This is a genomic window from Arthrobacter sp. zg-Y1171, assembly GCF_025244845.1.
Lineage (GTDB): Bacteria > Actinomycetota > Actinomycetes > Actinomycetales > Micrococcaceae > Arthrobacter_B.
In genome coordinates this window covers 1,927,930-1,952,291 of record NZ_CP104264.1, presented here as the reverse complement: position 1 = coordinate 1,952,291, position 24,362 = coordinate 1,927,930, and the positions used below count along the sequence as shown (strand labels likewise).

The following is a 24,362-nucleotide window of genomic DNA, read 5'->3' as shown; positions in this document are numbered from 1 at the left end:
AAGGCACAGGCCCCCTAGGCTTTAACCATGGCTGTTGACCCGCTTCCCACCCCGCCGTGCGCCGAACTCCACCTCCACATTGAGGGAACGCTGGAACCGGAGCTGATCTTCGAACTGGCCGCCCGCAACGGCCTGGACCTGCCCTACGACAGTCTCGAGGACCTTCGTGCGCGGTACCGGTTCACGGATCTGCAGTCCTTCCTGGACCTCTACTACTCCAATATGGATGTGCTGCGGACCGAGGCGGATTTCACCGACATGACCCGTGCCTACCTGCGCCGGGCTGCGGCGGCCGGGGTGCGGCATGTGGAAATGATGATGGATCCGCAGGCGCACCTAGTCCGCGGCGTCCCGTTGAGCGTCTCGGTGGGCGGAGTCTGGGCGGCTTTGGCCCGCAGCGAGGAAGAATTCGGGATCTCCACGGAGCTGATTGCCGCGTTCCTGCGCGACCATCCGGTGGCCGAAGCGCTGGAGGTGCTGGAGGAACTGCTGGCCATGGATGCGCCGATCATCGGGATCGGCCTGGACTCCGCGGAAGTGGGGAACCCGCCGTCGTCGTTCATCGAGCTGTACCGTCGTGCCCGGGAGGCAGGGCTGCGGTCCGTAGCCCACGCAGGTGAGGAGGGTCCGTCCTCGTACATCGAGGAGGCGCTGGACCTGCTTCACGCGGACCGCATCGACCACGGGATCCGCTGCCTGGATGACCCGGACCTGGTGGACCGGCTGGTCCGCGATCAGGTGCCGCTGACCGTCTGCCCGCTGTCCAACGTGCGGCTGCAGGCGGTGTCGGCCCTGGCTGAGCATCCCTTGCCGCGGATGCTCGAGCACGGCCTGAACATTTCCGTGAACTCGGATGACCCGGCCTACTTTGACGGCTACGTGGATGACAATTTCCGGGCGGTGCAGGAAACCTTCGGGCTCAGCAGGGCGCAGCTTGCCCGGCTCGCCGCAAACTCGATCGAAGCCTCGTTCGCGCCTGCCGGGCGCCGCGCCGAGCTGCTGGGCGAAGTCCGTGCGTGGGAGGCTGCCGGCGCCTAGGTGAGCGCCGGCCCCCGGATGAGGCTAGAACGGCGGCGTCCTGGGGGTCCGCGGGCGACGGAAACTCAACCGGACCACGAGCCCCGCCACCAGGATGATCAGGGCCAGGCTGATGGACACGGGCGGCAGGGCGAGGGCCAGCAGCAGTGCGCCCACCGCACCGGCCAGGTTCAGGACCCGGGGTGCGTAGCGCGTGCGGTCCTTCAGGGTGAAAGCACACACGGTGGTGATGGCCGCGTAGAACAGCAGGGCGAAGGACGCCATCCCCAGCAGTGCGTCCAGTTCCCCGAACAGCACAAGCAGCAGGACGACGGCGGCCGCCGTGGCTTCGGCGGCCCACGGGGTCTGTCCGCGGCCGAAGCGGGATTCCCTCGACGCGCCGAAGAAGGACGGAAGGTCGCGGTCCGCGGCCATGTCGGAGGCTGCCCGGCCTGCCGATTCCGTCAGCGACCACAGGCCGCCCAGGGCGGCGGCGGCAACAGCAAGGATAACGGCACCCGTACCGACGCCCGCGCCCACGCTCTCCAGGGGTTCAAGCAGGGGAGCGGTCTCGGCGGACAAGGCAGCCGCTCCGTAGTAGGCCAGCATCGAAGAACCCATGAACCAGTACAGTCCGAAGGCCACGGCAATGGCAGCGGGGATCGCGATGGGCAGGTTGCGTGAGGGATTGCGCACACCGGACCCCATCGTGGCCAGCCGCGTGTACCCGGAGAAAATGAAGAACAGCAGCCCGGCGGCCTGCAGCACGCCCGAGGTGGAAGCCTCAATCTCCGCACCCACCCGCACCGGCTGGTGAGGCGCCTCGTTGAAGAGCACGACCACTGTGAAGGCCAGGACGCTGAAGACAAAGGCCACTATGAAGCGGGTGACCCAGGAACCCCGGTTCACCCCCAGCAGGTTCACGGCGGCCATGACAATCACGGCTCCCGCTGCGCCGGCCCGAGGATGCTCAGGGACGACATACGCCCCGAATGCGAGGGCCAGGACAGCCGAGGAAAGCAGTAATGCCCAGATCAGGGTCCAGCCGGAAAGGAAACCGCTGTACGGCCCCAGCAGGATCCGCGCGGCTGTCCGCGCCGTGGCGTCTCCGCCCCGGTCCTCGGGGAGCCGGCGCGAGACGGCCCTGCTGAGCTGGAAGGTGGAGAGCCCGCAGAGGAAGGCCACAACCGCGGCTATGCCGAGGCCCGCGCCCAGCGCCGGTCCTGCAGCGGCCGCAGCCGGAGCGAAGGCGACGAACGCACCCGCACCGACGATGGAGCCTAGGCCGGCAGTGGTGGCATCAAAGCCGCCCAGGGGAACACGCGGCTGGGTAGTGCCGGACAACAGGCTTATCCAATCGGTAGGTACATGGCGGAGCGGGGGTCGGTTCACCGGTAAACTCTGAAGGAGACCGTGTATTTACAATGGGCGGAAACAGTGGTTTCCGCAAGTTTTTCGAAAGGACAGCTGTGCTGCGCACTCATGCCCTTGGTTCCCTGAGGGCCGAGCATATTGGACAGACCGTTACTCTCGCAGGATGGGTCGCCCGACGGCGCGACCACGGCGGCGTTGCCTTCCTCGACCTCCGCGATGCCTCGGGTGTGGCGCAGGTTGTGGTGCGTGAAGAGGATGTCTTCCACGGGCTGCGCAACGAGTACGTCCTGCAGATCACCGGCACCGTGCAGAAGCGGCCCGAGGGTAACGAGAACCCGGCCCTGGCTACGGGCGAAGTCGAGGTGATCGCGGACGACGTCGTCATCCTGAACACCTCTGACCCGCTGCCGTTCCAGATCGACGAGCATGTGGAGGTCGGCGAGGAAGCCCGCCTGCGCCACCGTTACCTGGACCTCCGCCGCCCGGCACCGGCCGCTGCCATGCGCCTGCGCTCGGAAGCCAACCGCGTGGCCCGTGAACTGCTGCACGATGAAGGCTTCGTGGAGATCGAAACCCCCACGCTGACCCGGTCCACCCCCGAAGGTGCCCGCGACTTCGTGGTTCCCGCACGCCTGGCCCCGGGTTCCTGGTACGCCCTGCCGCAGTCCCCGCAGCTGTTCAAGCAGCTGCTGCAGGTTGGCGGCTTCGAAAAGTACTACCAGATTGCCCGCTGCTACCGCGATGAGGACTTCCGTGCGGACCGCCAGCCGGAGTTCACGCAGCTGGACATTGAAGCCAGCTTCGTCGAGGAAGACGACATCATCGCCCTGGGCGAGCAGATCGTGAAGTCGCTGTGGAAGCTGATCGGCGTCGAGATCAGCACCCCCATCCCGCGCATGACCTACGCCGATGCCATGGCCCGCTACGGTTCGGACAAGCCGGACCTGCGGTTCGGCCTGGAACTCACCGAGCTGACCGAATTCTTCAAGGACACCACCTTCCGCGTCTTCCAGGCTCCCTACGTGGGTGCCGTGGTGATGCCGGGCGGTGCTTCCCAGGCACGCCGCACCCTTGATGCCTGGCAGGAATGGGCCAAGCAGCGCGGCGCGAAGGGCCTGGCCTACGTGCTGATCCAGGAAGACGGCACGCTGACCGGACCGGTCGCCAAGAACCTGACCGACTTCGAGCGGGAGAACCTCGCCGAAAAGGTGGGCGCCAAGCCCGGTGACTGCATCTTCTTCGGTGCCGGCGAAAAGAGCGAGGCACGTGCCCTGCTCGGCGCCGCGCGCGTGGAAATCGGCCACCGCACCGGCCTGATCGATCCCAAGGACTGGGCGTTCGTCTGGGTGGTTGACGCACCCATGTTCGAGCCGGCGTCGGCCGCAGTTGCCGCCGGCGACGTGGCTGTGGGCGGCGGGGCCTGGACGGCCGTGCACCATGCCTTCACCTCGCCCAAGCCCGAATTCATGGATACCTTCGACACGGATCCCGAGTCGGCAGTGGCCTACGCCTACGACATTGTCTGCAACGGCAACGAAATCGGCGGCGGTTCCATCCGTATCCACCAGCGCGACGTGCAGGAACGCGTCTTCAAGGTCATGGGCCTTTCGCAGGAAGATGCACAGGAAAAGTTCGGATTCCTGCTCGAAGGCTTCAAGTACGGCGCACCGCCCCACGGCGGCATCGCCTTCGGCTGGGACCGCGTAGTGGCCCTGCTGGCCGGCACCGAGTCCATCCGCGACGTCATCGCCTTCCCGAAGTCCGGCGGCGGCTATGACCCGCTGACGCAGGCTCCGGCGCCGATCACGCCGCAGCAGCGCAAGGAAGCCGGCGTGGACTTCAAGCCGGAAGCCAAGAAGGACAAGGAAGCAGCCGCGAAGGAAGCGTAGCTTCCCGCCGCAGGTACGGTACCCGGTCGCAGCATGCGGCCGGGTACCGTGTTTTAACCGTGTTTTGACATGCCCGCCTGCGCTGGACAGTCCGGCACCGGCACCCGATAGTGTTTGGGCATGAGAGATCGCTGGTTCAAGCAGGTGGACGTATTCGGCACGAAGCCCTATCTGGGCAACCCGGTGGCCGTGGTGTTGGATGCCGACGGTGTTTCCGACGCCGCCATGGCCTCCTTTGCCCGGTGGACGAACCTGTCCGAGACGACGTTCGTGCTGCCGCCCACGCAGGACGGCGCCGACTACCGGGTCCGGATCTTCACGCCCGGGGGAGAGATCCCCTTCGCAGGACACCCCACGCTGGGCACCTGCCACGCCTGGCTCGAAGCCGGCAACATCCCGCATTACCCCGGCGTCGTGATCTCCGAATGCGAAGTGGGACTGGTGACCCTGCACGCCTCGGCCGGGATGGCCGCGTTCGGCGCACCGCCGCTGATCCGCTCGGGCGAGCTGGAGGAAGCCGTGCTGAAGCAGGCGGTGGACGCCCTCGGGATTACCCGCGACCAGGTTGCCGCCTCGAACTGGATCGACAACGGTCCCGGCTGGCTGGGCCTGCTCCTGAAGGATGCCGAAACCGTGCTGTCCCTGACACCCGATCCGGCGGCTATGGGCTCCCTGGCCGTGGGCGTCATCGGCCCGCAGCCCGACGGCGGCGAAACGGACTTCGAAGTCCGCGCCTTTGCACCCGGGCACGGGGTGCGGGAGGATCCCGTCACCGGCAGCCTCAACGCGGGGCTGGCACAGTGGCTGATCGGAGCCGGCCTCGCGCCGGAGCGTTACACCGTCACGCAGGGCACTGTGCTGGAGCGTTCCGGACTGGTGCGGATCTTTACCCGGGACCGGAAGATCTGGGTGGGCGGGGAAACCGCCACCTGCATTGACGGCACCGTAAAGCTGTAGCTGCGGACATGTTTACGCTGGCGTCCCTTCCGCACGCCGTCGTCGGCGCTCCCATGGCCGGCGGGCCGTCCACTCCGGCGCTGGCGGCGGCCGTCAGCAACGCCGGGGGTCTGGGCTTCCTCGCTGCGGGCTATAAAAGCGCCGAAGCGCTGGCCGGGGAAATCACGGCGACCCGCGGGCTGACCGGCCGGCCGTTCGGGGTGAACCTCTTCGTGCCGGACTCCGCGAACACGGGCGGTTCCGGAACATCCCGGCAGGTCGCTGCCGCCCTGGCCTACCGGGAGCAGCTGGCCCGGAACTATCCGCCGGAGCTGCTGCCGCTGCCGGACCCGGAGGACGACGACGGGTGGGATGCCAAGCTCGAACTGGTCCTCCGCCTGCAGGTACCCGTGGCGTCCTTTACCTTCGGCCTGCCCGGCGCAGACGTTATTACTGCGCTCCGGGACGCAGGCACCGCCGTCGCCGTCACCGTGACCACTGCACGGGAAGCCGAGCTGGCCGTTGCGGCAGGTGCACGGATGCTGTGCCTGCAGGGAGCGGCGGCCGGCGGTCACCGCGGAACCTTCGACGCCGCGGCGGAACCGTCCGCGCAGCCGTTGGATGAACTGGTGCGTGCGGCCCGGGACGCCGTCAGTGACGATGTCGAGCTCATTGCCGCCGGAGGAATCAGCACCGCTGCACAGGTCCGGTCCCTGCGGGCCGCCGGGGCGGATGCCGTACAGGTCGGCACCGCGCTGCTGTTGAGCCCGGAGGCCGGGACCGCAGCCGTGCACCGGGCTGCCCTGCAGGACCCGCAGTTTACGCAGACCGCACTGACCCGGGCCTTTTCCGGCCGTACCGCCCGGGGACTGGCCAACCGGTTCATGGCCGAACATCCGGATGCCCCGGCCGCCTATCCGCTGGTCAACCAGGTCACCAAGGGGCTCCGTGCGCGGGCGGCAGCCGCCGGAGATCCGCACGGCACCAGCCTCTGGGCCGGAACCGGCTTCCGATCGGCGGTACCCGGACCTGCCGCAGCCGTGGTCGCACGGCTGGGGACGCGGTAACCGTTCCTAGGGCAGGCTGATCCGGACAAACACCGAAGCCGCATTCCGGGCCGCCTGTGCCAGCACGGCCGCTTTCGGGTCTGCGACGTCCAGCGGGCGCAGCCGGGGCAGGGCGGCCCAGCGGGCGAACACCCGCCGGTCGGCCACCTGCTCGGCCAGCATCCGGTCGCCGCCGAAGACCAGGTACTCCGGAGCGGCGCTGCTGAATACGGCCGCTGCCTGCTCCGCGACGGTCGCCACGAGGGCATCGGCTGCATTGGCCCGGCGGCTGTTCGGCGAACCCGTCTTCGAGCCCAGCAGGCGGCCTTCCCGGGCAACGCCCACGGCATAGCCGCCGCGCCGCACCAGCACCAGGCCCAGGGTCCGGGCCTGCCCGGCCAGCGAAGCCAGGCGTTCGACGTCGTTGGTTCCCCGTCCGGGGCGGCCGTCGGCGGGCCACGGTTCGAACAGTTCGGCCTCGGCGCCGGACGCGGCACGGACCCGCACACCCTCATTCCAGGGGACAAACTCCAGTGCGCCCTGGCCAGCTTCGAACCGTTCCAGCCAGCCGGCCAGCCGTTCTGCCGAAACATAGGTGGTGCGCGAGGCAGGCATGGACGGGTCTGCTTTCAACGAAAGAGGGGTGGACCTGCTCAGGTTACGGCACGAGTAGCCTTGAAGCGTGAATGGTTTGCCGGGGAATGATTTGTTCAGCGTAGACGGAGACGACGACGCGGAGTTCGACGACGCCGGGGCAGTCCCGGGCGCGAGAGTGCGGCCGCGCAGCCCCCTGGCTGTCCGGATGCGCCCGCGGACGGTGGACGAGGTGGTGGGACAGCAGCACCTGCTCGGCCCCGGTTCGCCGCTGCGCACGCTGGCTTCCTCCGCCGATGAACGCAACCCCGCCGGGCCCTCCTCGGTCATGCTGTGGGGGCCGCCCGGCACGGGCAAGACCACGCTGGCACACGTCGTCGCCCGGGGCGCCGGGCGCAAGTTCGTGGAGCTCTCCGCCATCACCGCCGGCGTCAAGGATGTCCGCCGGGTCATGGAGCAGGCCCTGACAGACCGGGACCTGCACGGCGTCACCACCATCCTCTTCCTGGACGAGATCCACCGCTTCAACAAGGCGCAGCAGGATGCCCTGCTGCCCGGGGTGGAAAACCGGTGGGTGGTCCTGATGGCCGCCACCACGGAGAACCCGTCCTTCTCCGTGGTCTCCCCGCTGCTGTCCCGGTCGCTGCTGCTGACACTGAAACCGCTGACCGAGGAGGACATCGCCGCCCTGCTGCAACGCGCCGTCGAGGATGAACGGGGACTGGCCGGACGGGTGACGCTCAGCGCGGAGGCGCTGGAGCACCTGGTCCGGCTGGCGGCAGGGGACGCCCGCCGCGGCCTGACCGCGCTCGAGGCCGCCGCCGGCGTCGCCTACTCCGAAAAAGCGGACGGCGACGACATCCCTGAAGTCACCCTGAAACACGCGGAAGAGGCACTGGACGTTGCGGCGCTGCGCTATGACCGCGCGGGTGACCAGCACTATGACATCACCAGCGCGTTCATCAAGTCCCTCCGGGGATCCGACGTCGACGCCGCCCTGCACTACCTTGCCCGCATGCTGGAATCGGGGGAGGACCCCCGGTTCATCTCCCGGCGGCTGATCATCTCGGCATCGGAGGACGTGGGAATGGCGGACCCGACGGCGCTGCAGACCGCCGTCGCGGCCGCCCAGGCCGTCCAGCTGATCGGCATGCCCGAAGGACGGATCATCCTGGCCGAGGCGGTGGTGCATATTGCCACCGCACCCAAGTCCAACGCCGCCTACAACGGCATCAACGCCGCCATCGCCGATGTGCGGGCCGGGCGCGGGCAGGGCGTTCCATCCCATCTGCGCGATGCCCACTACCCGGGTGCGAAGCAGCTGGGGCACGGCAAGGGGTATATCTATTCGCATGACTCACCGCACGGCGTCGCACGCCAGCAGTACGCGCCGGATGACCTGGTCGGAACGAACTACTACGAACCCACCGGCAACGGAGTGGAGCGTGACATCTCCGCCAGGCTGGACCGGCTGCGGGGAATCATCCGGGGCGAGAAGTCCTGACCGGGAGCGCCTGTTCCTGACCGGCGGGTCCTGCGGTGCGTGTTAGCATTGATGGTTGACTGGCAAGCCGGTTGTCGATTTCGACACCCTCGGCTGTAGCAGACGGCAGCGGTTGGCCGGAGCTCTCCCTAATGGAGGCCAGCATATTTCGCAGCAGTCACGGCACGTACTACCGCCGTGGCCAAACCGCCAAACAGTGAAAGGTGAACGTGGCTAACAACACACGTGCACGCCGGCAGGCACGCGCATCGCGCGCCCTCGGCATTGCTTTGACCCCCAAGGCAGCAAAGTACTTCGAGCGTCGGCCTTACCCCCCGGGTGAGCACGGCCGCGCACGTCGCAAGCAGGACAGCGACTACGCCGTACGTCTGCGCGAAAAGCAGCGTCTGCGTGCCCAGTACGGCATCCGCGAAGCACAGATGACCCGTGTCTTCGAAGAAGCCCGCCGTACCGCCGGCCTGACCGGTGAAAACCTGATCGAACTGCTCGAAATGCGTCTCGACGCACTCGTGCTGCGTGCCGGCTTTGCCCGCACGATCGCCCAGGCCCGCCAGCTGGTTGTGCACCGTCACATCATGGTTGACGGCGCCCGCGTGGACCGCCCGTCCTTCCGCGTTTCCGAAGGCCAGCTCATCCACGTGCACCAGCGCAGCGAGACCATGACGCCGTTCCAGGTTGCCGCAGCCGGCGCCCACCGCGACGTCCTGCCCGCCGTTCCGGGTTACCTCGATGTTTCCCTGGACAAGCTGCAGGCACGCCTCGTGCGTCGCCCGAAGCGCTCGGAAGTCCCCGTGACCTGCGAAGAGCAGCTCGTGGTGGAATACTACGCACGCTAATAACGGAAACATTTCCGTTTACTGTTCAGCCCGCGGCCTTGTGCCGCGGGCTGTTCCGTTATCCGGGGCCGTATTCCTCCTTTCGTGGCGTACACGGCAAAAGTAAGTGCCGCGGCGTTGCAGTAGGTAAGGTACATACCGGAGTCTTTCGCCGTATCCAGGCGGGGACTTCCGGGCAGAGCCGTTAACGGCGATGCGAACCACGAATTTTCTGCGCAAGAAGGAGTCCCATGTCGGGTGGAGATATAGCCGGTCTGATCGCGGCCGGTGTGTTTGCCGTATTGGTCGCGTTGCTGGCCGTTCCCGTCTGGAAACTGGGGAAGGTCTTCGACGAGATGCGCGGCGCCATCCGTACGCTCAGCGAGGAGACCACTCCGCTGATCGACGAGGTCACCACCACGGTGTCCACCACCAACCTGCAGCTGCAGAAGGTGGACGGCATCTCCTCGAACGTTTCGGACGCATCGGCCAACTTGTCCGCTCTGTCCTCCCTGGTGGCCGCCACCGTGGGTTCCCCGCTGATCAAGGTCTCGGCGTTCAGCTACGGCGTACGTTCCGCCCTCGCCTCCCGCAGGACCGCCGGCCGTGGCCGGCGCAGCCGCTAAGCACACCAACAATTACAGGAGCCAGCCATGATCAAGCGCGTATTTTGGATGTCCATTGGCGTTGCCATCGGCGTAATCGCCGTCCGCCGGGTTTCCGAGGCCAAGACCAGCCTGAGCCAGGCGGGGATCAACCGTGCGGTGGATTCCGCAGCCGGTGCCGTGCAGAGCTTCGCCGAAGCCCTGCGTGAAGGCATGGGCCAGCGGGAGGGCGAGCTGCGCGCTGCCCTGGGCCTGGACAACTCCGACAACGTTGCCGAGACCCTGAGGTCCACGCGCCGCTAAGCGCCGCACTTCTTCGTCACTGGCAGCACAGCATTACGCACGCAGTCCCACCTGCCTGCTGAAACACCATTACCGGAAGGGTATAGAAGCACCATGAAGTCCCACGAGATTGCACGCCGCTGGCTGGATTACTTCAGCAATAAGGGACATACGGTGGTGCCCTCGGCGTCGCTCGTCTCCAACGATCCCTCGCTGCTGTTCACCGTGGCCGGCATGGTGCCGTTCATCCCTTACCTCACCGCCCGCGAAAAGGCTCCGTACAGCCGGGCAACCAGCGTGCAGAAGTGCATCCGCACCGCGGACATCGAAGAAGTGGGCAAGACCGCCCGCCACGGCACCTTCTTCCAGATGGCAGGCAACTTCTCCTTCGGTGACTACTTCAAGGAAGAAGCAATCACCTACGCCTGGGAACTGCTGACCTCCGACGTCGAGAAGGGCGGTTACGGGCTGGACCCGCAGCGGCTCTGGGTCACCGTTTACGAGGACGGCGACGAGCGCGACGACGAAGCCCGCGCCATCTGGCGGGACAAGATCGGCATCCCGAATGACCGCATCATCGGGACCGGCAAGGCGGACAACTACTGGAACACCGGACAGGCAGGCCCGGGCGGCCCCTGCTCCGAGATCTACTACGACCGCGGCCCGGCCTACGGCCAGGAGGGCGGCCCGGCAGTAGACGAGACGCGCTACATCGAGATCTGGAACCTGGTCTTTATGCAGTACCAGCTCTCCGCCGTGCGCTCCAAGACGGACTTCGACGTGGCCGGCGAACTGCCGCAGAAGAACATCGACACGGGCCTCGGCCTCGAGCGTCTGGCGATGATCCTGCAGGGCGTGGAGAACATGTACGAGACGGACCAGGTCCGTCCCGTGCTGGATAAGGCCGCCGAGCTCTCCGGCAAGACCTACACCAGCTCCGAAAACCCCTCGGACCCGCACCACACGGACGACGTCCGGATGCGCGTGGTTGCCGACCATATCCGCTCCGCCCTGATGTTGATTTCCGACGGCGTGAGCCCGTCCAATGAAGGCCGCGGCTACGTGCTGCGCCGCCTCATCCGCCGGGCCGTGCGCGCCATGCGCCTGCTGGGCGTGGACACCGCCGTGCTGCCCGAACTGCTGCCCGTCTCCCGCGACGCCATGAAGGGCACGTACCCCGAGGTTGAAGCCGACTTCGCCCGGATCAGCCGGATCGCCTATGCCGAGGAGAAGGCGTTCCTGCGCACCATCGCCTCCGGCACCGAGCGCCTGGAAGAGGCCGTCAAGGTTTCCAAGGCCGCCGGAGCTCCGTTGAGCGGCGAAGAAGCGTTTGCCCTGCACGACACCTACGGTTTCCCCATCGACCTCACGCTGGAAATGGCCGAGGAAGCGGGCCTGAAGGTCGACGAGGCCGGATTCCGCTCGCTCATGTCCGAGCAGCGCAAGCGCGCCCAGGCAGATGCCCGCGGGAAGAAGCACGGGCACGCCGATATGTCGGTGTTCAACGAACTGCTGGCCGCCGGTTCCACGGTATTCACGGGCTACGACGAGCTGAAGACCGAATCGAAGGTCCGCGGCATCATTTCCGGGAACTCCCGCGTGGAATACGCCGGACAGGGTTCCGAAATCTCCCTGGTGCTGGACTCCACGCCGTTCTACGCCGAAGCGGGCGGGCAGGCCGCCGATACCGGCCTCATCACCGGTGACGGCTTCGTCCTCGAGGTGCAGGACGTCCAGCGTCCGGTCAAGGGGCTGAGCGTGCACAAGGCGATTGTCCGCGAAGGCGAGATCGCTGCCGGCGCCAATGTGCTGGCCGCCGTCGACGCCCAGCGCCGCCACGAGGCCGAGCAGGCGCACTCCGGCACGCACATCGTGCACGCGGCCCTGCACCAGATCCTCGGCCCGGAAGCGCTGCAGCGCGGCTCCTTCAACAAGGCCGGCTACCTGCGCTTCGACTTCTCCTGGGGCGAAGGCCTCTCCGACGCCGCGAAATCCGAAATCGAAGAGGTCTCCAACCTCGCGATCCGCAGCAACTACCAGGTAGAGACCAAGATCATGTCCCTGGCGGACGCCAAGGCACTGGGCGCCACCGCACTGTTCGGCGAAGCCTACGGTGACACCGTGCGGGTCGTGGAGATGAACGGCGACTGGTCCCGCGAACTCTGCGGCGGCACCCACGTGGCCTCGACTTCCCGCATCGGCAGCCTGACCCTGCTGGGCGAACAGTCCGTCGGATCCGGCAACCGCCGGGTCGAAGCCTTCGTGGGTATGGACGCCTTCCGCCACCTCGCCGCCGAGCGGGCACTGGTGAATGAGCTCTCCGAGATGCTCAAGGTCCCTTCGGTGCAGCTGCCGGACCGCCTCGCTGCCACCCTGGCCAAGCTGAAGTCCACCGAGAAGGAACTCGAAAAGCTGCGCCGCGAGCAGCTGGCCGCTTCCGCCGCTGCCCTCGTAGGCACCGCAGTGGACGTAGACGGCGTCCGGCTCCTGGCCCACAACGCCGGCGAGGTCGGGGGAGCGGATGACCTGCGCACCTTGGCCCTCGACCTGCGTTCCCGCCTGGGCAGCGAACCCGCAGCGGTGGCTGTCGCCGGTGTCTCCAACAACCGTCCCGTGGTGATTGTTGCCACCAACGAAGGTGCCCGCGGTGCCGGCGTCAAGGCCGGTGCCCTCGTCAAGGTTGCTGCCGGCGTGCTCGGCGGCGGCGGCGGCGGCAAGGACGACGTCGCCCAGGGCGGCGGCTCCGATGCAGGCAGGATCGGAGATGCCCTCACGGCGATCCGCGAAGCCGTGGCCGGGCGGAGCTGACTTGAGTGGTCTGCGCGGGGTGAAGCTGGGTGTCGACGTCGGCCTGGTTCGGGTCGGCCTCGCAGCCAGCGACCCCGACGGCGTCCTGGCCATGCCGGTCAGGACGCTGAAGCGGGACGCGAAGAAAAACAGCGACATCCGCGTGGTGGTCCGGGAAGCTGCGGAGCGGGGTGCCGTCGAAGTGTTTGTCGGCCTGCCCCGCAGCCTGGGCGGCGGCGAAACCGCCTCCACCCAGATGGCCCGGGACTACGCGCAGGCGCTGGTCCGGGCCCTGGCCGACGCCGGCCAGGAACAGCAGGTGCGGCTGGTGGACGAACGCCTGACCACGGTCTCCGCGCACCGTAACCTGCGCGAAGCTGGAATGAACAGCCGGAATCACCGTACAGTGGTTGATCAAGCGGCTGCAGTGGCTATTCTGCAGCAGGCTATTGACACACAACGATCCCAGAACCGGGACGTAGGGGAGCTGGTTACACTGCGCCGGCCGCGCCGCGAAAGCGGCGGGATGCCGGCCCCGACCGAGGAGTTCGAAATTTCGCAGGACATCGAGCGCGAAAGCGGTAATACGCCGTGAGCCACAGATATCCCGAGTACCCGGCCATGGCGGAGCCTGACCGCAGGCCCCGGGAGGGCGGCAGTCCTCTCCCCGTGGGCGTGTTCTTCGAGGAGCCCTCGGAGCTTCCCAGCCGCAGGAGCCAACGGCCGAGCCGCGAAAAGCAGCGCCGCCGCCGTCGCCGCACCATCATCATGATCACCGTGCTGGCCGTGTTTGCAGGCGTGATTTTCGGCCTCATCATGTTCCTCCGGGACCTGCTGGGCATGAACGAGATCCAGGACTACGAGGGTGCAGGCAACGGCACCGTGGCGTTCACCGTGGCAGAAGGTGACGGCCCGCTGCTGATCGGCGGAAAGCTCGAAGCCGAAGACATCGTCGCCACGTCCAAGGAATTCGTCAACGCCTTCACCGCCCAGTCTGACGGACGGGAAATCCAGCCCGGCACGTACGAAATGAAATACCAGATGTCCTCCTCCGCCGCCGTGGATGCCCTGCTCGGGGACGGCGGCAGCCAGGTGCATTACGCGGCAGTGGCACGCGACCTGCGCCAGGGCGAGGTCTTCGAAGTCCTGAACACCTCCACCCGGATCCCGCTTTCGGAGTTCCAGGCCTTGGCCGCGGACCCGCAGCAGTTCGGTCTGCCGGAGGAAGCCGTAAGCCTTGAGGGCTACCTGCATCCGGGCGAATACCGGTTCGACGTCGAAAAGGACGCCACCGAGATCATCACCGAAATGGTGGATAACACGTTCGCTGAACTCGAAGCGGCCGGTATTACCGATCCCGCCGAGCAGTACCGGATCCTGACCAAGGCCAGCATCATCCAGGCCGAGGCCGGGGAGGCTGACTACGGCGCCGTCGCCGGCTCCATCGAGAACCGGCTGGGCCCGGACAACAAGGAAACCAACGGGCTGATCCAGTCCGATGCCACGGTGACCTACGGCCTGAACCGCAAGAGCTATGAACTCACCGCGGAGGAAAAGGCGGACAAATCCAACCCGTACAACACCTACGCCAACCCCGGACTGCCCGTCGGTCCCATCGGTTCCCCGAGCCGGGAGGCCATTGAGGCAGCGGCCAACCCGGATGACGTCCCGTACTACTACTGGGTCACCGTCAACCTGGACAGCGGCGAAACCAAGTTCTCCTCCACCCTCGCCGAGCACGCCAAGTACGTCGAGGAATACCAGAACTGGTGCAGTACCCAAAAAGCCGGGCGGTGTGGTTAGCGGTGGGTAGCGCCCCGCGGCGCGCAGCCGTGCTGGGGCATCCGATCAGCCATTCCCGGTCACCCCGGCTGCACCGGGCTGCGTACAACCATCTGGGGTTCGACTGCAGCTACGAGGCAATAGACCTCCGTGTTGAGGAGGCCGCGGGATTCGCGGCCTCCCTCCGCGGGCAGGCGGGCTGGACCGGTCTGTCCGTCACTATGCCGCTGAAGGCGGTCATGGCGGCGCAGATGGACGAGGTCGAGCCGCTGGTGAAGGCCCTCGGGGTGCTGAACACCGTGACCTTCTCCCGGACAGGCTCCCGCACGGTCCTGACCGGCCACAACACCGATGTGGCCGGCATTGTCGGCGCGCTGCGGTACGCCGGAATCGGTTCCGGAGCGCGCGCCGTGGTGCTTGGCGCAGGCGGAACCGCGTGCGCCGCTGTTGCGGCACTGGCCCGGCTGGACCCGGCCGAAACTGTGGTCTGCGCCCGCCGCTTCCCGGTACCCGCCCCCGGGCAGGCAGGGGTGCTGGAGGCAGGCCGCGCAACCGGCGTTGCCGTACACCCGCGCCCGTGGGAGGAGGCAGCCGCCGCCTGCGCGGCAGCCGACGTCGTCATCTGCACCCTCCCGCCGCACGGTGCCGACGGCCTCGCGGACGCAATCTCCGAAGTCCGGCAGGACGCCATCCTCCTGGATGCCGCGTACGACCCCTGGCCAAGCCGGATCGCGTCCGTCTGGTCCGGGTTCGGCGGAACGGTGGTGCCGGGCATCGAGATGCTGCTCTACCAGGCCGTGGAGCAGGTAAAGCTGTTTACTGCGGACGCGTTCTTCGATGAACCCGGCGTCATAAACGCCATGTGTGACGCCGTGCGAATACCGCGGCGCTGAACGCCCCCGCCGGGCATGGCAGTATTGAAAGCATGTTGCGTTGGTTGACCGCCGGTGAGTCCCATGGCCCTGCATTGGTTGGAATTGTTGAAGGTGTCCCTGCCGGAGTGGAGGTGGACAGCACCCTCATCTCCGCGGCTCTGGCCCGCCGCCGCCTCGGTTACGGCCGCGGCGCGCGGATGAAATTTGAACAGGATGCCGTGCGCATCCTGGGCGGCGTCCGCCACGGCAAGACCCAGGGCGGCCCCGTCGCCATCGAGATCGGCAACACCGAGTGGCCCAAGTGGGAACAGGTGATGGCTGCCGATCCGGTGGACCCGGCAGTCCTGGCCGACTCTGCACGCAACGCGCCCCTCACCCGTCCCCGTCCGGGGCATGCTGATTTCACCGGCATGCAGAAGTACGGTTTTGACGAAGCCCGTCCTGTCCTGGAACGCGCCAGCGCAAGGGAAACCGCCACCCGCGTGGCGCTTGGTGCCGTGGCCTCCGCGTTCCTGAAGCAGCTGGGCATTGAGCTGGTCAGCCACACCGTGGGTATTGCCGGCGTGATGGCGCCCGGCGACTCGGCGTTGCCGCTCCCTGCCGACGTCGACGCGCTCGACGCCGATCCGATGCGCTGCTTCGATGCAGGCGTCTCGGCCGCCATGGTGGCTGAGGTCGATGCCGCCCATAAGGAGGGCGAGACGCTCGGGGGAGTGGTGGAGGTGCTGGCCTACGGACTGCCGCCGGGACTGGGCAGCTACGTTCATTGGGACCGCCGGCTGGACGCCCGGATCGCCGGTGCCCTGATGGGCATCCAGGCCATCAAGGGCGTGGAAGTAGGGGACGGTTTCCTGACTGCCACCCGCCGCGGCTCCGCCGCCCACGACGAAATCCTGCAGGATGCCGAGGGCCGGGTGGTCCGCTCCGGCAACCGCGCCGGAGGCATTGAAGGCGGCATGAGCATCGGCGAACTGCTGCGGGTACGCGCCGCAATGAAACCCATTGCCACCGTGCCGCGGGCACTGCGCACCGTTGACGTGAGTACCTCCGCACCGGCCCGGGCCCACCACCAGCGCTCGGATGTCTGCGCGGTCCCCGCTGCCGGTGTGGTTGCCGAAGCCATGGTGGCGCTGGTCCTGGCCGAAGCCGTGATCGAGAAGTTCGGCGGCGATTCCGTGCCCGAAACCGCACGGAACCTGCACGCCTACCTGGCCGCCATCCCGCAGCCGCTGGAATCCGCCGGTACCGATGTCTCCTAGGAGCGGCAGGTCCAGCGGGCTCGATCGGCACCTGGTCCTGATGGGCTTTATGGCCGCCGGGAAGTCCGTCGTCGGACGCGGGTTCGCCGCCCGCCACGGGATGCCCTTCCTGGACACGGACGAGGCCGTCGTGGCACGGTACGGCCCCATTGCCGGCATTTTCAGCGCCTACGGCGAGCACTATTTCCGCGAGGTTGAAGCGCGGGCCGTTGCCGCGGCCCTTGAGGCCCGGGTGCCCACGGTGATTTCACTGGGCGGGGGCGCGGTGCTGGACTCGGGGACCCAGCAACTGCTCGGCCGCGCCACTGTAGTGTTTCTGGATACGGACCTTGCCACCGTGCTTCCACGGATCACCCGTGCAGGCCACCGTCCACTGCTCGCACCGGACCCCGTCCGGCGCTGGCAGGAGCTGGCGGACATCCGCCGCCCCATATACGAATCCCTGGCCGACATCACCATTGACACCAGGGGACTTACTGTTCCGGCCATTATTGACCGGCTGACTTCCGTCCTCATCAAAGGAGAAGACTAGATGCCCTCCGACCCCACGATCATTCCGGTGACCGGCACCAACCCCGCAGAGAACTACGACGTCGTCGTAGGCAACGGCCTGCTGGGCCGGCTGCCGGACATGCTCGGTGAGCGCGTGCGCCGCGTCCTGGTGATCCACCCGCGCGCCCTGCGCACCACCGGCGATACCGTACGCGATGAACTCGCCGCCACGGGCCTGACCGCCGTCACCGCGGAAATCCCGGACGCCGAAGAGGGCAAGCACATCCAGGTGGCGTCCTTCTGCTGGCAGGTCCTGGGCCAGAACGATTTCACCCGGTCCGATGCCATTGTCGCCGTCGGCGGCGGGGCGGTCACCGACGTGGCCGGCTTCGTGGCCGCCACCTGGCTGCGAGGCATCAAAGTGGTGCACATCCCCACGTCCCTGCTGGGCATGGTGGACGCGGCCGTGGGCGGCAAGACCGCCATCAACACGGCTGAAGGCAAGAACCTCGTGGGCGCTTTCCATCCGCCCGCCGGGGTCCTGGCCGACCTGGACGCCCTGGCCACCCTGCCCAAGAACGAGCTGCTCAGCGGCATGGCCGAGGTCATCAAATGCGGGTTCATCGCCGACCCCGCCATCCTGGACCTGGTCGAAGCGAACCCGGAGGCAGTGGCCGACGGCGCTTCCGACGTCGTCCGCGAACTGGTGGAACGCTCCATCGGGGTCAAGGCCGAGATTGTCTCCTCGGACCTGCGCGAATCCGGCCGGCGGGAATTCCTGAACTACGGGCACACCCTGGGCCACTCCATCGAGCTGGCGGAACGCTACCAGTGGCGGCACGGCGCGGCAGTGTCCGTCGGCCTGGTCTTCGCTGCGGAACTGGGACGGACGGTGGGCCGGCTGGATGACGCCACCGCGGACCGGCACAAGGAGATCCTCTCCTCGCTGGGGCTGCCCGTGACCTACCGCAAGGACCGCTGGTCCGCCCTGCTGGACGGCATGCGCCGGGACAAGAAGTCCCGCGGGGACCTGCTGCGCTTCGTGGTGCTGGACGGACTGGCCAAACCGTCCATGCTGGAGGTGCCGGATACCTCGCTGCTGTTCGCGGCCTACCAGGAGATTGCCTCCGAGCCGCAGGGCGGAATCCGCCTCAGCCTGTAGGTTCCGCGCGAGCGGGTAGAATAGTCGACGGACTTGAATAAAACGCACTTTGACTAATGACTGACGAACAATATCTAGACGGACAACGGAAGAGAAACTGTGGCGACGACCAACGACATCAAGAACGGCACCGTGCTGAAGCTTGAAGGCAACCTCTGGAGCATCATCGAGTTCCAGCACGTGAAGCCGGGCAAGGGTGGTGCGTTCGTCCGTACCAAGATGCGCAACGTGACTTCGGGCAAGGTAGTGGACAAGACGTTCAACGCCGGCATCAAGGTCGAGACCGCCACGGTGGACCGCCGCGACTACCAGTACCTGTACCAGGACGGCGAAGACTACGTCTTCATGGACACCTCCGACTTCGACCAGCTCACGGTCCCCGGCAAGATTGTCGGTGACAACGCGAACTTCATGATGGAGTCCATGATGGTCACCATCGCGATCCACGAGGGTTCGCCGCTGTACATCGAACTGCCGCCGTCGGTCACCATGGAGATCACGTACACCGAGCCGGGCCTGCAGGGCGACCGCTCCACCGGCGGCACCAAGCCCGCCACCATCGAGACCGGCTACGAGATCCAGGTGCCCCTGTTCCTGGAGCAGGGCACCAAGGTCAAGGTCGACACCCGCACCGGCGACTACCTGGGACGCGTTAACGAGTGAGTGCACGCAGTAAAGCACGGACCCGGGCACTGGAGGTCCTTTTCGAAGCCGAACAGCGTTCGGTTTCTGCCTTCGATGCCATTCGGGCCCGCCGCGAAAAGACCGACCAGACCATCAACCCCTACACCATGGACCTGGTGGAAGGCGTGGTTGCGATGCAGGAGCAGATCGATGAGTTCCTGAGCACGTATTCGCAGGGCTGGACGCTTGATCGCATGCCTTCGGTGGACCGCATCATCCTCCGCCTGGGCACTTGGGAACTTCTCTACAACGACGACGTTCCCGACAAAGTGGCCATCAGCGAAGCCGTGGAATTGGCGAAAGCGCTCTCCACGGACGAATCCCCGGCCTTCATCAACGGCCTGCTCGGACGGCTGCAGGAACTGAAGCCCTCCCTGCTGGCCTAGGCAGGATCCAAGCCAGAAAAGACCGGCCCCGCGGGGCCGGTCTTTTCTGCGTTTCCAGCCGTTTCACCTGGCCTGCAGCGCCTGCCCGGCCAGCATAGTGGTCCGGATGCCGGTGAGTTCTCCCAGCAAGGTCCGCTCGTACTCCATATTGGCGCTGACATCCCGGCCGGAGGCTATCTGCTGCCGGGTCAAGGCCAGGCGGGTGGCACGCCGGATGAACTCCTTCATGTGCGGTGCCGCCCCGGTGGCCCGTGCCCAGCCCATTGCCTGGCGGCGGCCGGCGCCGGTGGCCAGCATCCGCACTTCTGCGGGGGTGAACCAGCCCGCCGCTGCGTATTCGGAAAGCCGTTGCAGGGTCAGGCGCTGCTCCGCGCGGCGCAGCAGCCATACCCCGGTGACCGCCGCGCCGAAGAACGGAACCTGGAGCAGGAAGTAGAAGAGGAAGAAGTCCCCGAAAAACAACGCGGGACCGCCGTTCCACAGCATGTGCCCCAGAATGGCGGGAATCAATCCGATGGCGAAGGCCGGCAGGATCCACGCGTTGCCCGCACGCCGCGCCGCCAGGCCCAGGGCGAGCCCGGTGCAGGCGGTGAACAGGACATGCGCAAAGGGGGAGAGCAGCCCGCGGAGGATGAAAATAAACCCGAGCTCGTACACCGTCTCGGGCCCGGCTGTCCGCAGCGCTGCCCCGAAATAGAGGATGTTTTCCGTGAAGGCGAACCCCGCTGCCACGGCAGCCGCAAACACGATGCCGTCCACCGGCCCGTCAAAGATCCGCCGGCGGACCAGCAGCAGCAGGAGGATGCCCAGGCCCTTGGCGATTTCCTCCACTACGGGAGCCTGGACCACCGCGCCCAGCAGGTCCGCCGAGCCGTAGGGGACCAGCTCCAGCAGGGCAAACGTGAAGTACGGGCCAACCACCAGGGCGATGGCCACCGAAACCCCGGCACCCCACAGGAACGAGAAAACCAGGCTGCTTCGCGGTTCCGGCTCCCACCGGTCCACCCACCAGATACCCAGCACGCAGATGCCCAGGGGAACCAGCGCCAGGAGCCCGCAGAAAATGAAGGCCGGCGGGCCGAGGCCGTCGAGAAGGTACATGCCCACCCAGGCCAGGGCCACGGAGGAGAGCGCAATCAGCACCACGGTGGCTGCCAGGCCCTTGTCCCGGCGTGGTGCCGGAGGGGACCAGAACGGCTGGACAGGTGCGGCGCCGTCGGCAGCGCCGTAGCCCGGAGGGGCGGGATGCTGCTGGTCAGGGTAGATACCGGGTGCGCTCATGCGCTGGGCCTGCTCATAGCAGACAGGATAGTTCCACCGCGGCATATCCCGTCACACACAGCGGGCGGCGGCGTGGCCTGTGATAGCTTGGTGCCGCATTCAACCTTTAAATTCCGTCCTGTGAGGCGGGGAAGGAGGAAGCGAATATGACGGCCAAAGATGCTCTTTCCAGCCGTACTGTTTTGTCTTCAGCTGACATCGACCGCGCCCTGACGCGTATTGCCTACGAGATCCTCGAGGCCAACAAAGGTCCCGAAGACCTGGTCCTGATGGGGATCCCGCGCCGCGGTTATCCGCTGGCCCAGCGCCTGGCCGCCAAGATCGCGGCGGCGGCTCCCGGCGTCGATCCCGCTGCCATCACCGGCCAGCTCGACGTCACCATGTTCCGTGACGACCTCGCCCGCAGGCCCACCCGGCCGCCCTACGCCACCCGCGTCCCGGTCACCGGGATTGACGACAAAGTGGTGGTGCTGGTGGACGACGTCCTGTATTCCGGCCGCACCATCCGTTCCGCGCTCGATGCCCTCGTGGACCTGGGCCGGCCGCGCATCGTCCGGCTGGCAGTGCTCGTGGACCGCGGCCACCGCGAACTGCCCATCCGGGCAGACCATGTGGGCAAGAACCTGCCCACCGCATCCATCGAACAGGTCCGGGTCCGGCTGGCCGAAAGCGACAGCGCGGCCACGGGTGAAGCGGCCACAGACGAAGTGGTCATCGAGGGCACTGCATGAGGCACCTCCTGTCCACGCTGGACCTCAGCCGGTCCGACGCCCTGGCCATCCTGGATACGGCAGAGCAGATGGCCGCAGTAGGGGAACGGGAAGTAAAGAAGCTTCCGGCCCTGCGCGGGCGCACCGTGGTGAACCTCTTCTTCGAGGACTCCACCCGCACGCGCATCTCCTTTGAGGCGGCCGCGAAACGGCTGTCCGCCGACGTCATCAATTTCTCCGCCAAGGGATCGTCGGTCTCCAAGGGCGAATCACTGAAGGACACTGCACAGACGCTGGCTGCCATGGGTGCCGACGCCGTAGTGATTCGGCACGGTTCCTCCGGCGCGCCGGCGCGGCTGGCGTCCTCGGGCTGGATAGATGCCGCAGTTCTCAACGCCGGGGACGGCACGCACGAACACCCCACCCAGGCGCTGCTGGATGCCTTCACCATGCGACGGCACTGGGCGCGGCTGCACGGTACGGAATCCACCGGCACCGACCTGGCCGGAATGAAGGTGGTGATTGCCGGGGACGTGCTGCATTCGCGGGTCGCCCGCTCGGATCTGTGGCTGCTTCGGACACTGGGCGCGGAAGTCACCCTGGTTGCACCGCCCACGCTGCTGCCGTTCGGCGTCGAATCCTGGCCCTGCACCGTCAGTTACGACCTGGACGAGGCACTGGCGACCCGGCCGGATGCCGTCATGATGCTGCGGGTGCAGGGGGAACGGATGCAATCTGCCTTCTTCCCCTCCGTCCGCGAGTATTCCCGCCGCTGGGGCCTGGACGACGTCCGCCTCGACCGGCTGGACACCCTGGGCCTGACGGACACCATCATCATGCACCCCGGTCCGATGAACCGCGGGCTGGAAATTTCCGCCCGTGCCGCTGATTCGCCCCGCTCGACCGTCCTGGACCAGGTCCGCAACGGCGTTTCGGTGCGGATGGCCGCCCTTTACCTGCTGCTCTCCGGAGAGAACAGCACCCCCCGTACCCAGCAGGAGCAGCCCCGATGAGCACTACCGGCACCTATCTGATCCGCGGAGCGTCACTGCTCGGCACCGAACGTGCGGATATCCGCATCGAAGACGGCACCATCACCGCCGTCGCCCCTGAACTGCCGGTGCCTCCCGGCGCCGCCGTGGTCGAGGCGGAGGGCCTGATCGCCCTGCCCGGCATGGTGGACCTGCACACGCACCTGCGCGAACCCGGCCGGGAAGACGCCGAAACCGTAGAGACCGGCACCCGTGCCGCGGCACTCGGCGGCTTCACCGCCGTACACGCCATGGCCAACAGCATGCCGGTTGCAGACACCGCCGGCGTGGTGGAACAGGTCCTCAGCCTGGGGGAGCGGGCCGGCTGGGTGGACGTGCGTCCCGTCGGGGCGGTCACGGTAGGCCTGGAAGGCCGGCAGCTGGCGGAACTCGGCGCGATGGCCGACTCCCGGGCCCGGGTGCGGGTGTTTTCCGACGACGGCAAGTGCGTTTCGGACCCGGTGCTGATGCGCCGTGCGCTGGAATATGTGAAGGCGTTCGACGGCGTCGTTGCCCAGCACGCGCAGGAGCCCCGCCTCACCGAGGGGGCACAGATGAACGAAGGCGAAGTCAGCGCCGTCCTCGGACTGGCCGGCTGGCCCGCCGTCGCCGAGGAATCCATCATCGCCCGCGACGTCCTGCTGGCACGGCACACGGGCTCCCGCCTGCATGTCTGCCACCTGTCCACCGCCGGGTCGGTGGAAATCATCCGGTGGGCCAAGGAACGCGGCATCCGGGTTACCGCCGAGGTTACCCCCCACCATCTGCTGCTCACCGACGAACTGGTCCGCACCTACGATCCGGTCTACAAGGTGAACCCGCCCCTGCGCACCGAAGCGGATGTGCAGGCGGTCCGCCGCGGCCTCGCCGACGGCACCATCGATATTGTCGGCACCGACCACGCCCCGCATCCCAGCGAACACAAGGAAGGCGAGTGGGCGACGGCGGCCATGGGCATGACCGGCCTGGAGACCGCGCTGTCCGTGGTGCAGCACGCCATGATCGACACGGGGCTGATGGACTGGGCAGGTTTCGCCCGGGTCACCTCTTCCACCCCTGCGCTGATCGGCCGGGTGGCGGGCCAAGGCAGGCCCCTTGCCGCCGGCGAACCGGCCAACGTCATATTGGTGGACCCGTCTGCGCGAAGGAGGGTCGACCCTTCTAAGATGGCTAGCAAGGGACGCAACAGTCCGTTTGCCGGACTGGAACTGCCCGGTGGAGTCGAAGCGGTTTTCTACGCCGGCCACCCCACCGTCCTGAACGGCAGACTGAACACGCCCCACCCCGCTGCCGCAAAGGAATCCTGATGGAACTGGTCTTTTTCTTCCTGGGCCTGGCCGCCCTTATCGTCGTGGTCCTGGGCCTGTTCGCCCTGGGCTGGCGCGGCCGACGACGCCGCCAGCAGGACACGCCCCGCCCCCTGCCCCTGCCGGACGAACTCTCTGATCCGGGCTTCCAGGCACTCGGCCAATACGTCGCCACCACCACCGCCGGTGACTGGCTGGACCGCGTGGCACTCTACGGCCTGGGCGTAAAGTCCAACGCCACCGCGGCGGTTTTCCCCGAAGGCGTGCTGTTTGCCCGTTCCGGTGCCGACGACCTCTGGATTCCGCGGCAGGACCTGCACGGCGTCCGCCTGGAGCGCGGCATAGCCGGAAAATTCGTCGAAAAGGACGGATTGGTGATTGTGACCTGGCAGCTGGGCCCCAAGCGCGTGGATACCGGCTTCCGTACCCGCTCCTCGGATGAGAAGACTCCCCTTGTCCGCGCCATTACCGAACTTCTGCCGGAATCGGCCACCCCTAGCGAGGAACAACTGTGACAGTTCACGAAACCATCAACCCCACGCCC

Annotated in this window: 24 protein-coding genes; 21 read left to right on the top strand and 3 right to left on the bottom strand. The window is 67.1% G+C overall.

Annotated elements, in window-relative coordinates; translation table 11 throughout:
* Positions 1-27: 27 nt before the first annotated feature.
* The gene (locus tag N2L00_RS09105; protein WP_255862935.1) at positions 28-1,038 is read left to right on the top strand and encodes an adenosine deaminase; all 1,011 of its coding nucleotides are present in this window, start codon (positions 28-30) and stop codon (positions 1,036-1,038) included.
* 24 nt (positions 1,039-1,062) lie between these two features.
* Here N2L00_RS09105 and N2L00_RS09100 read toward each other — a convergent pair whose 3' ends face one another.
* Complete coding sequence (locus N2L00_RS09100; RefSeq protein WP_255862936.1) at positions 1,063-2,361, bottom strand: APC family permease; 1,299 nt, start codon at positions 2,359-2,361, stop codon at positions 1,063-1,065.
* A gap of 125 nt (positions 2,362-2,486) precedes the next feature.
* On the opposite strand from N2L00_RS09100, the gene aspS reads away from it, so the two are divergent.
* From aspS to N2L00_RS09085, 3 genes are all read left to right on the top strand, one after another.
* Positions 2,487-4,280, top strand: a complete 1,794-nt coding sequence (gene aspS / locus N2L00_RS09095) for an aspartate--tRNA ligase (protein ID WP_227921325.1) — start codon at positions 2,487-2,489, stop codon at positions 4,278-4,280.
* Positions 4,281-4,400: 120 nt separating this feature from the next.
* Positions 4,401-5,237 (top strand): PhzF family phenazine biosynthesis protein, encoded by an 837-nt coding sequence (locus tag N2L00_RS09090; protein ID WP_255862937.1) that lies wholly within the window; start codon positions 4,401-4,403, stop codon positions 5,235-5,237.
* An 8-nt stretch (positions 5,238-5,245) separates the two neighbouring features.
* The gene (locus N2L00_RS09085) at positions 5,246-6,283 is read left to right on the top strand and encodes a nitronate monooxygenase family protein (RefSeq protein ID WP_255862938.1); all 1,038 of its coding nucleotides are present in this window, start codon (positions 5,246-5,248) and stop codon (positions 6,281-6,283) included.
* Between the two features lie 6 nt (positions 6,284-6,289).
* Here N2L00_RS09085 and N2L00_RS09080 read toward each other — a convergent pair whose 3' ends face one another.
* Positions 6,290-6,877 (bottom strand): Vms1/Ankzf1 family peptidyl-tRNA hydrolase, encoded by a 588-nt coding sequence (locus tag N2L00_RS09080; protein WP_255862939.1) that lies wholly within the window; start codon positions 6,875-6,877, stop codon positions 6,290-6,292.
* A 67-nt stretch (positions 6,878-6,944) separates the two neighbouring features.
* On the opposite strand from N2L00_RS09080, the gene N2L00_RS09075 reads away from it, so the two are divergent.
* The 13 genes from N2L00_RS09075 to nusB all read left to right on the top strand — a co-directional run bounded on the left by N2L00_RS09075 (position 6,945) and on the right by nusB (position 19,489).
* On the top strand, positions 6,945-8,360 hold the full coding sequence (locus N2L00_RS09075; RefSeq protein WP_255862940.1) for a replication-associated recombination protein A: 1,416 nt from the start codon (positions 6,945-6,947) through the stop codon (positions 8,358-8,360).
* Between the two features lie 209 nt (positions 8,361-8,569).
* Positions 8,570-9,196 (top strand): 30S ribosomal protein S4, encoded by a 627-nt coding sequence (gene rpsD / locus N2L00_RS09070; RefSeq protein WP_104054795.1) that lies wholly within the window; start codon positions 8,570-8,572, stop codon positions 9,194-9,196.
* Positions 9,197-9,426: 230 nt separating this feature from the next.
* Positions 9,427-9,801 (top strand): DUF948 domain-containing protein, encoded by a 375-nt coding sequence (locus N2L00_RS09065; RefSeq protein ID WP_227921340.1) that lies wholly within the window; start codon positions 9,427-9,429, stop codon positions 9,799-9,801.
* 27 nt (positions 9,802-9,828) lie between these two features.
* Positions 9,829-10,083, top strand: a complete 255-nt coding sequence (locus tag N2L00_RS09060) for a hypothetical protein (protein WP_227921347.1) — start codon at positions 9,829-9,831, stop codon at positions 10,081-10,083.
* Between the two features lie 93 nt (positions 10,084-10,176).
* Positions 10,177-12,870, top strand: a complete 2,694-nt coding sequence (gene alaS / locus N2L00_RS09055; RefSeq protein ID WP_255862941.1) for an alanine--tRNA ligase — start codon at positions 10,177-10,179, stop codon at positions 12,868-12,870.
* The gene (gene ruvX / locus N2L00_RS09050; protein WP_370646996.1) at positions 12,827-13,444 is read left to right on the top strand and encodes a Holliday junction resolvase RuvX; all 618 of its coding nucleotides are present in this window, start codon (positions 12,827-12,829) and stop codon (positions 13,442-13,444) included. Before alaS ends, ruvX begins: the two co-directional genes overlap by 44 nt.
* A complete protein-coding gene (gene mltG / locus N2L00_RS09045; protein ID WP_255766327.1) occupies positions 13,441-14,652 on the top strand; it encodes an endolytic transglycosylase MltG in 1,212 nt (403 codons plus the stop codon). Before ruvX ends, mltG begins: the two co-directional genes overlap by 4 nt.
* 2 nt (positions 14,653-14,654) lie before the next feature.
* Positions 14,655-15,524 carry a shikimate dehydrogenase gene (locus N2L00_RS09040; protein ID WP_255862942.1) on the top strand — a complete coding sequence of 290 codons (870 nt, stop codon included), beginning with the start codon at positions 14,655-14,657 and terminating at the stop codon, positions 15,522-15,524.
* A 32-nt stretch (positions 15,525-15,556) separates the two neighbouring features.
* Entirely contained in the window at positions 15,557-16,765 is a 1,209-nt protein-coding gene (gene aroC, locus N2L00_RS09035; protein WP_255862943.1) for a chorismate synthase, read from the top strand.
* Positions 16,755-17,297: a shikimate kinase gene (locus N2L00_RS09030; RefSeq protein ID WP_255766323.1), complete on the top strand. Its 543-nt coding sequence runs from the start codon at positions 16,755-16,757 to the stop codon at positions 17,295-17,297. The genes aroC and N2L00_RS09030 overlap by 11 nt, the downstream gene beginning before the upstream one ends.
* A complete protein-coding gene (aroB, locus tag N2L00_RS09025; RefSeq protein ID WP_255862944.1) occupies positions 17,298-18,419 on the top strand; it encodes a 3-dehydroquinate synthase in 1,122 nt (373 codons plus the stop codon).
* A 99-nt stretch (positions 18,420-18,518) separates the two neighbouring features.
* On the top strand, positions 18,519-19,082 hold the full coding sequence (gene efp, locus N2L00_RS09020; protein WP_227911484.1) for an elongation factor P: 564 nt from the start codon (positions 18,519-18,521) through the stop codon (positions 19,080-19,082).
* Entirely contained in the window at positions 19,079-19,489 is a 411-nt protein-coding gene (nusB, locus tag N2L00_RS09015; RefSeq protein WP_227921364.1) for a transcription antitermination factor NusB, read from the top strand. Before efp ends, nusB begins: the two co-directional genes overlap by 4 nt.
* A 63-nt stretch (positions 19,490-19,552) precedes the next feature.
* Here nusB and N2L00_RS09010 read toward each other — a convergent pair whose 3' ends face one another.
* Positions 19,553-20,770 (bottom strand): PrsW family intramembrane metalloprotease, encoded by a 1,218-nt coding sequence (locus N2L00_RS09010; RefSeq protein WP_255862945.1) that lies wholly within the window; start codon positions 20,768-20,770, stop codon positions 19,553-19,555.
* 146 nt (positions 20,771-20,916) lie between these two features.
* Here N2L00_RS09010 and pyrR point away from each other — a divergent pair, with 146 nt between their 5' ends.
* From pyrR to N2L00_RS08990, 4 genes are read left to right on the top strand one after another with little or no spacing between them, the layout of a single operon-like run.
* Entirely contained in the window at positions 20,917-21,501 is a 585-nt protein-coding gene (pyrR, locus tag N2L00_RS09005; protein WP_255766320.1) for a bifunctional pyr operon transcriptional regulator/uracil phosphoribosyltransferase PyrR, read from the top strand.
* Positions 21,498-22,493 (top strand): aspartate carbamoyltransferase catalytic subunit, encoded by a 996-nt coding sequence (locus tag N2L00_RS09000; protein WP_255862946.1) that lies wholly within the window; start codon positions 21,498-21,500, stop codon positions 22,491-22,493. The genes pyrR and N2L00_RS09000 overlap by 4 nt, the downstream gene beginning before the upstream one ends.
* Positions 22,490-23,818 carry a dihydroorotase gene (locus tag N2L00_RS08995; protein WP_255766318.1) on the top strand — a complete coding sequence of 443 codons (1,329 nt, stop codon included), beginning with the start codon at positions 22,490-22,492 and terminating at the stop codon, positions 23,816-23,818. Before N2L00_RS09000 ends, N2L00_RS08995 begins: the two co-directional genes overlap by 4 nt.
* Positions 23,818-24,333 (top strand): hypothetical protein, encoded by a 516-nt coding sequence (locus tag N2L00_RS08990; RefSeq protein ID WP_255766317.1) that lies wholly within the window; start codon positions 23,818-23,820, stop codon positions 24,331-24,333. The genes N2L00_RS08995 and N2L00_RS08990 overlap by 1 nt, the downstream gene beginning before the upstream one ends.
* Positions 24,334-24,362: the final 29 nt, after the last annotated feature.

What these genes read in the sequence shown, in the direction of transcription:
- N2L00_RS09065 (WP_227921340.1), top strand. Translation starts at nt 9,427, where the DNA reads ATGTCGGGTGGAGATATAGCCGGTCTGATCGCGGCCGGTGTGTTTGCC.
- pyrR (WP_255766320.1), top strand. Translation starts at nt 20,917, where the DNA reads ATGACGGCCAAAGATGCTCTTTCCAGCCGTACTGTTTTGTCTTCAGCT.
- aroB (WP_255862944.1), top strand. Translation starts at nt 17,298, where the DNA reads ATGCCCTCCGACCCCACGATCATTCCGGTGACCGGCACCAACCCCGCA.
- N2L00_RS09000 (WP_255862946.1), top strand. Translation starts at nt 21,498, where the DNA reads ATGAGGCACCTCCTGTCCACGCTGGACCTCAGCCGGTCCGACGCCCTG.
- N2L00_RS09080 (WP_255862939.1), bottom strand. Translation starts at nt 6,877, where the DNA reads ATGCCTGCCTCGCGCACCACCTATGTTTCGGCAGAACGGCTGGCCGGC.
- N2L00_RS09085 (WP_255862938.1), top strand. Translation starts at nt 5,246, where the DNA reads ATGTTTACGCTGGCGTCCCTTCCGCACGCCGTCGTCGGCGCTCCCATG.
- N2L00_RS08995 (WP_255766318.1), top strand. Translation starts at nt 22,490, where the DNA reads ATGAGCACTACCGGCACCTATCTGATCCGCGGAGCGTCACTGCTCGGC.
- N2L00_RS09030 (WP_255766323.1), top strand. Translation starts at nt 16,755, where the DNA reads ATGTCTCCTAGGAGCGGCAGGTCCAGCGGGCTCGATCGGCACCTGGTC.
- aroC (WP_255862943.1), top strand. Translation starts at nt 15,557, where the DNA reads ATGTTGCGTTGGTTGACCGCCGGTGAGTCCCATGGCCCTGCATTGGTT.
- N2L00_RS08990 (WP_255766317.1), top strand. Translation starts at nt 23,818, where the DNA reads ATGGAACTGGTCTTTTTCTTCCTGGGCCTGGCCGCCCTTATCGTCGTG.
- N2L00_RS09060 (WP_227921347.1), top strand. Translation starts at nt 9,829, where the DNA reads ATGATCAAGCGCGTATTTTGGATGTCCATTGGCGTTGCCATCGGCGTA.
- N2L00_RS09090 (WP_255862937.1), top strand. Translation starts at nt 4,401, where the DNA reads ATGAGAGATCGCTGGTTCAAGCAGGTGGACGTATTCGGCACGAAGCCC.
- N2L00_RS09010 (WP_255862945.1), bottom strand. Translation starts at nt 20,770, where the DNA reads ATGAGCGCACCCGGTATCTACCCTGACCAGCAGCATCCCGCCCCTCCG.
- ruvX (WP_370646996.1), top strand. Translation starts at nt 12,827, where the DNA reads ATGCCCTCACGGCGATCCGCGAAGCCGTGGCCGGGCGGAGCTGACTTG.
- alaS (WP_255862941.1), top strand. Translation starts at nt 10,177, where the DNA reads ATGAAGTCCCACGAGATTGCACGCCGCTGGCTGGATTACTTCAGCAAT.
- N2L00_RS09105 (WP_255862935.1), top strand. Translation starts at nt 28, where the DNA reads ATGGCTGTTGACCCGCTTCCCACCCCGCCGTGCGCCGAACTCCACCTC.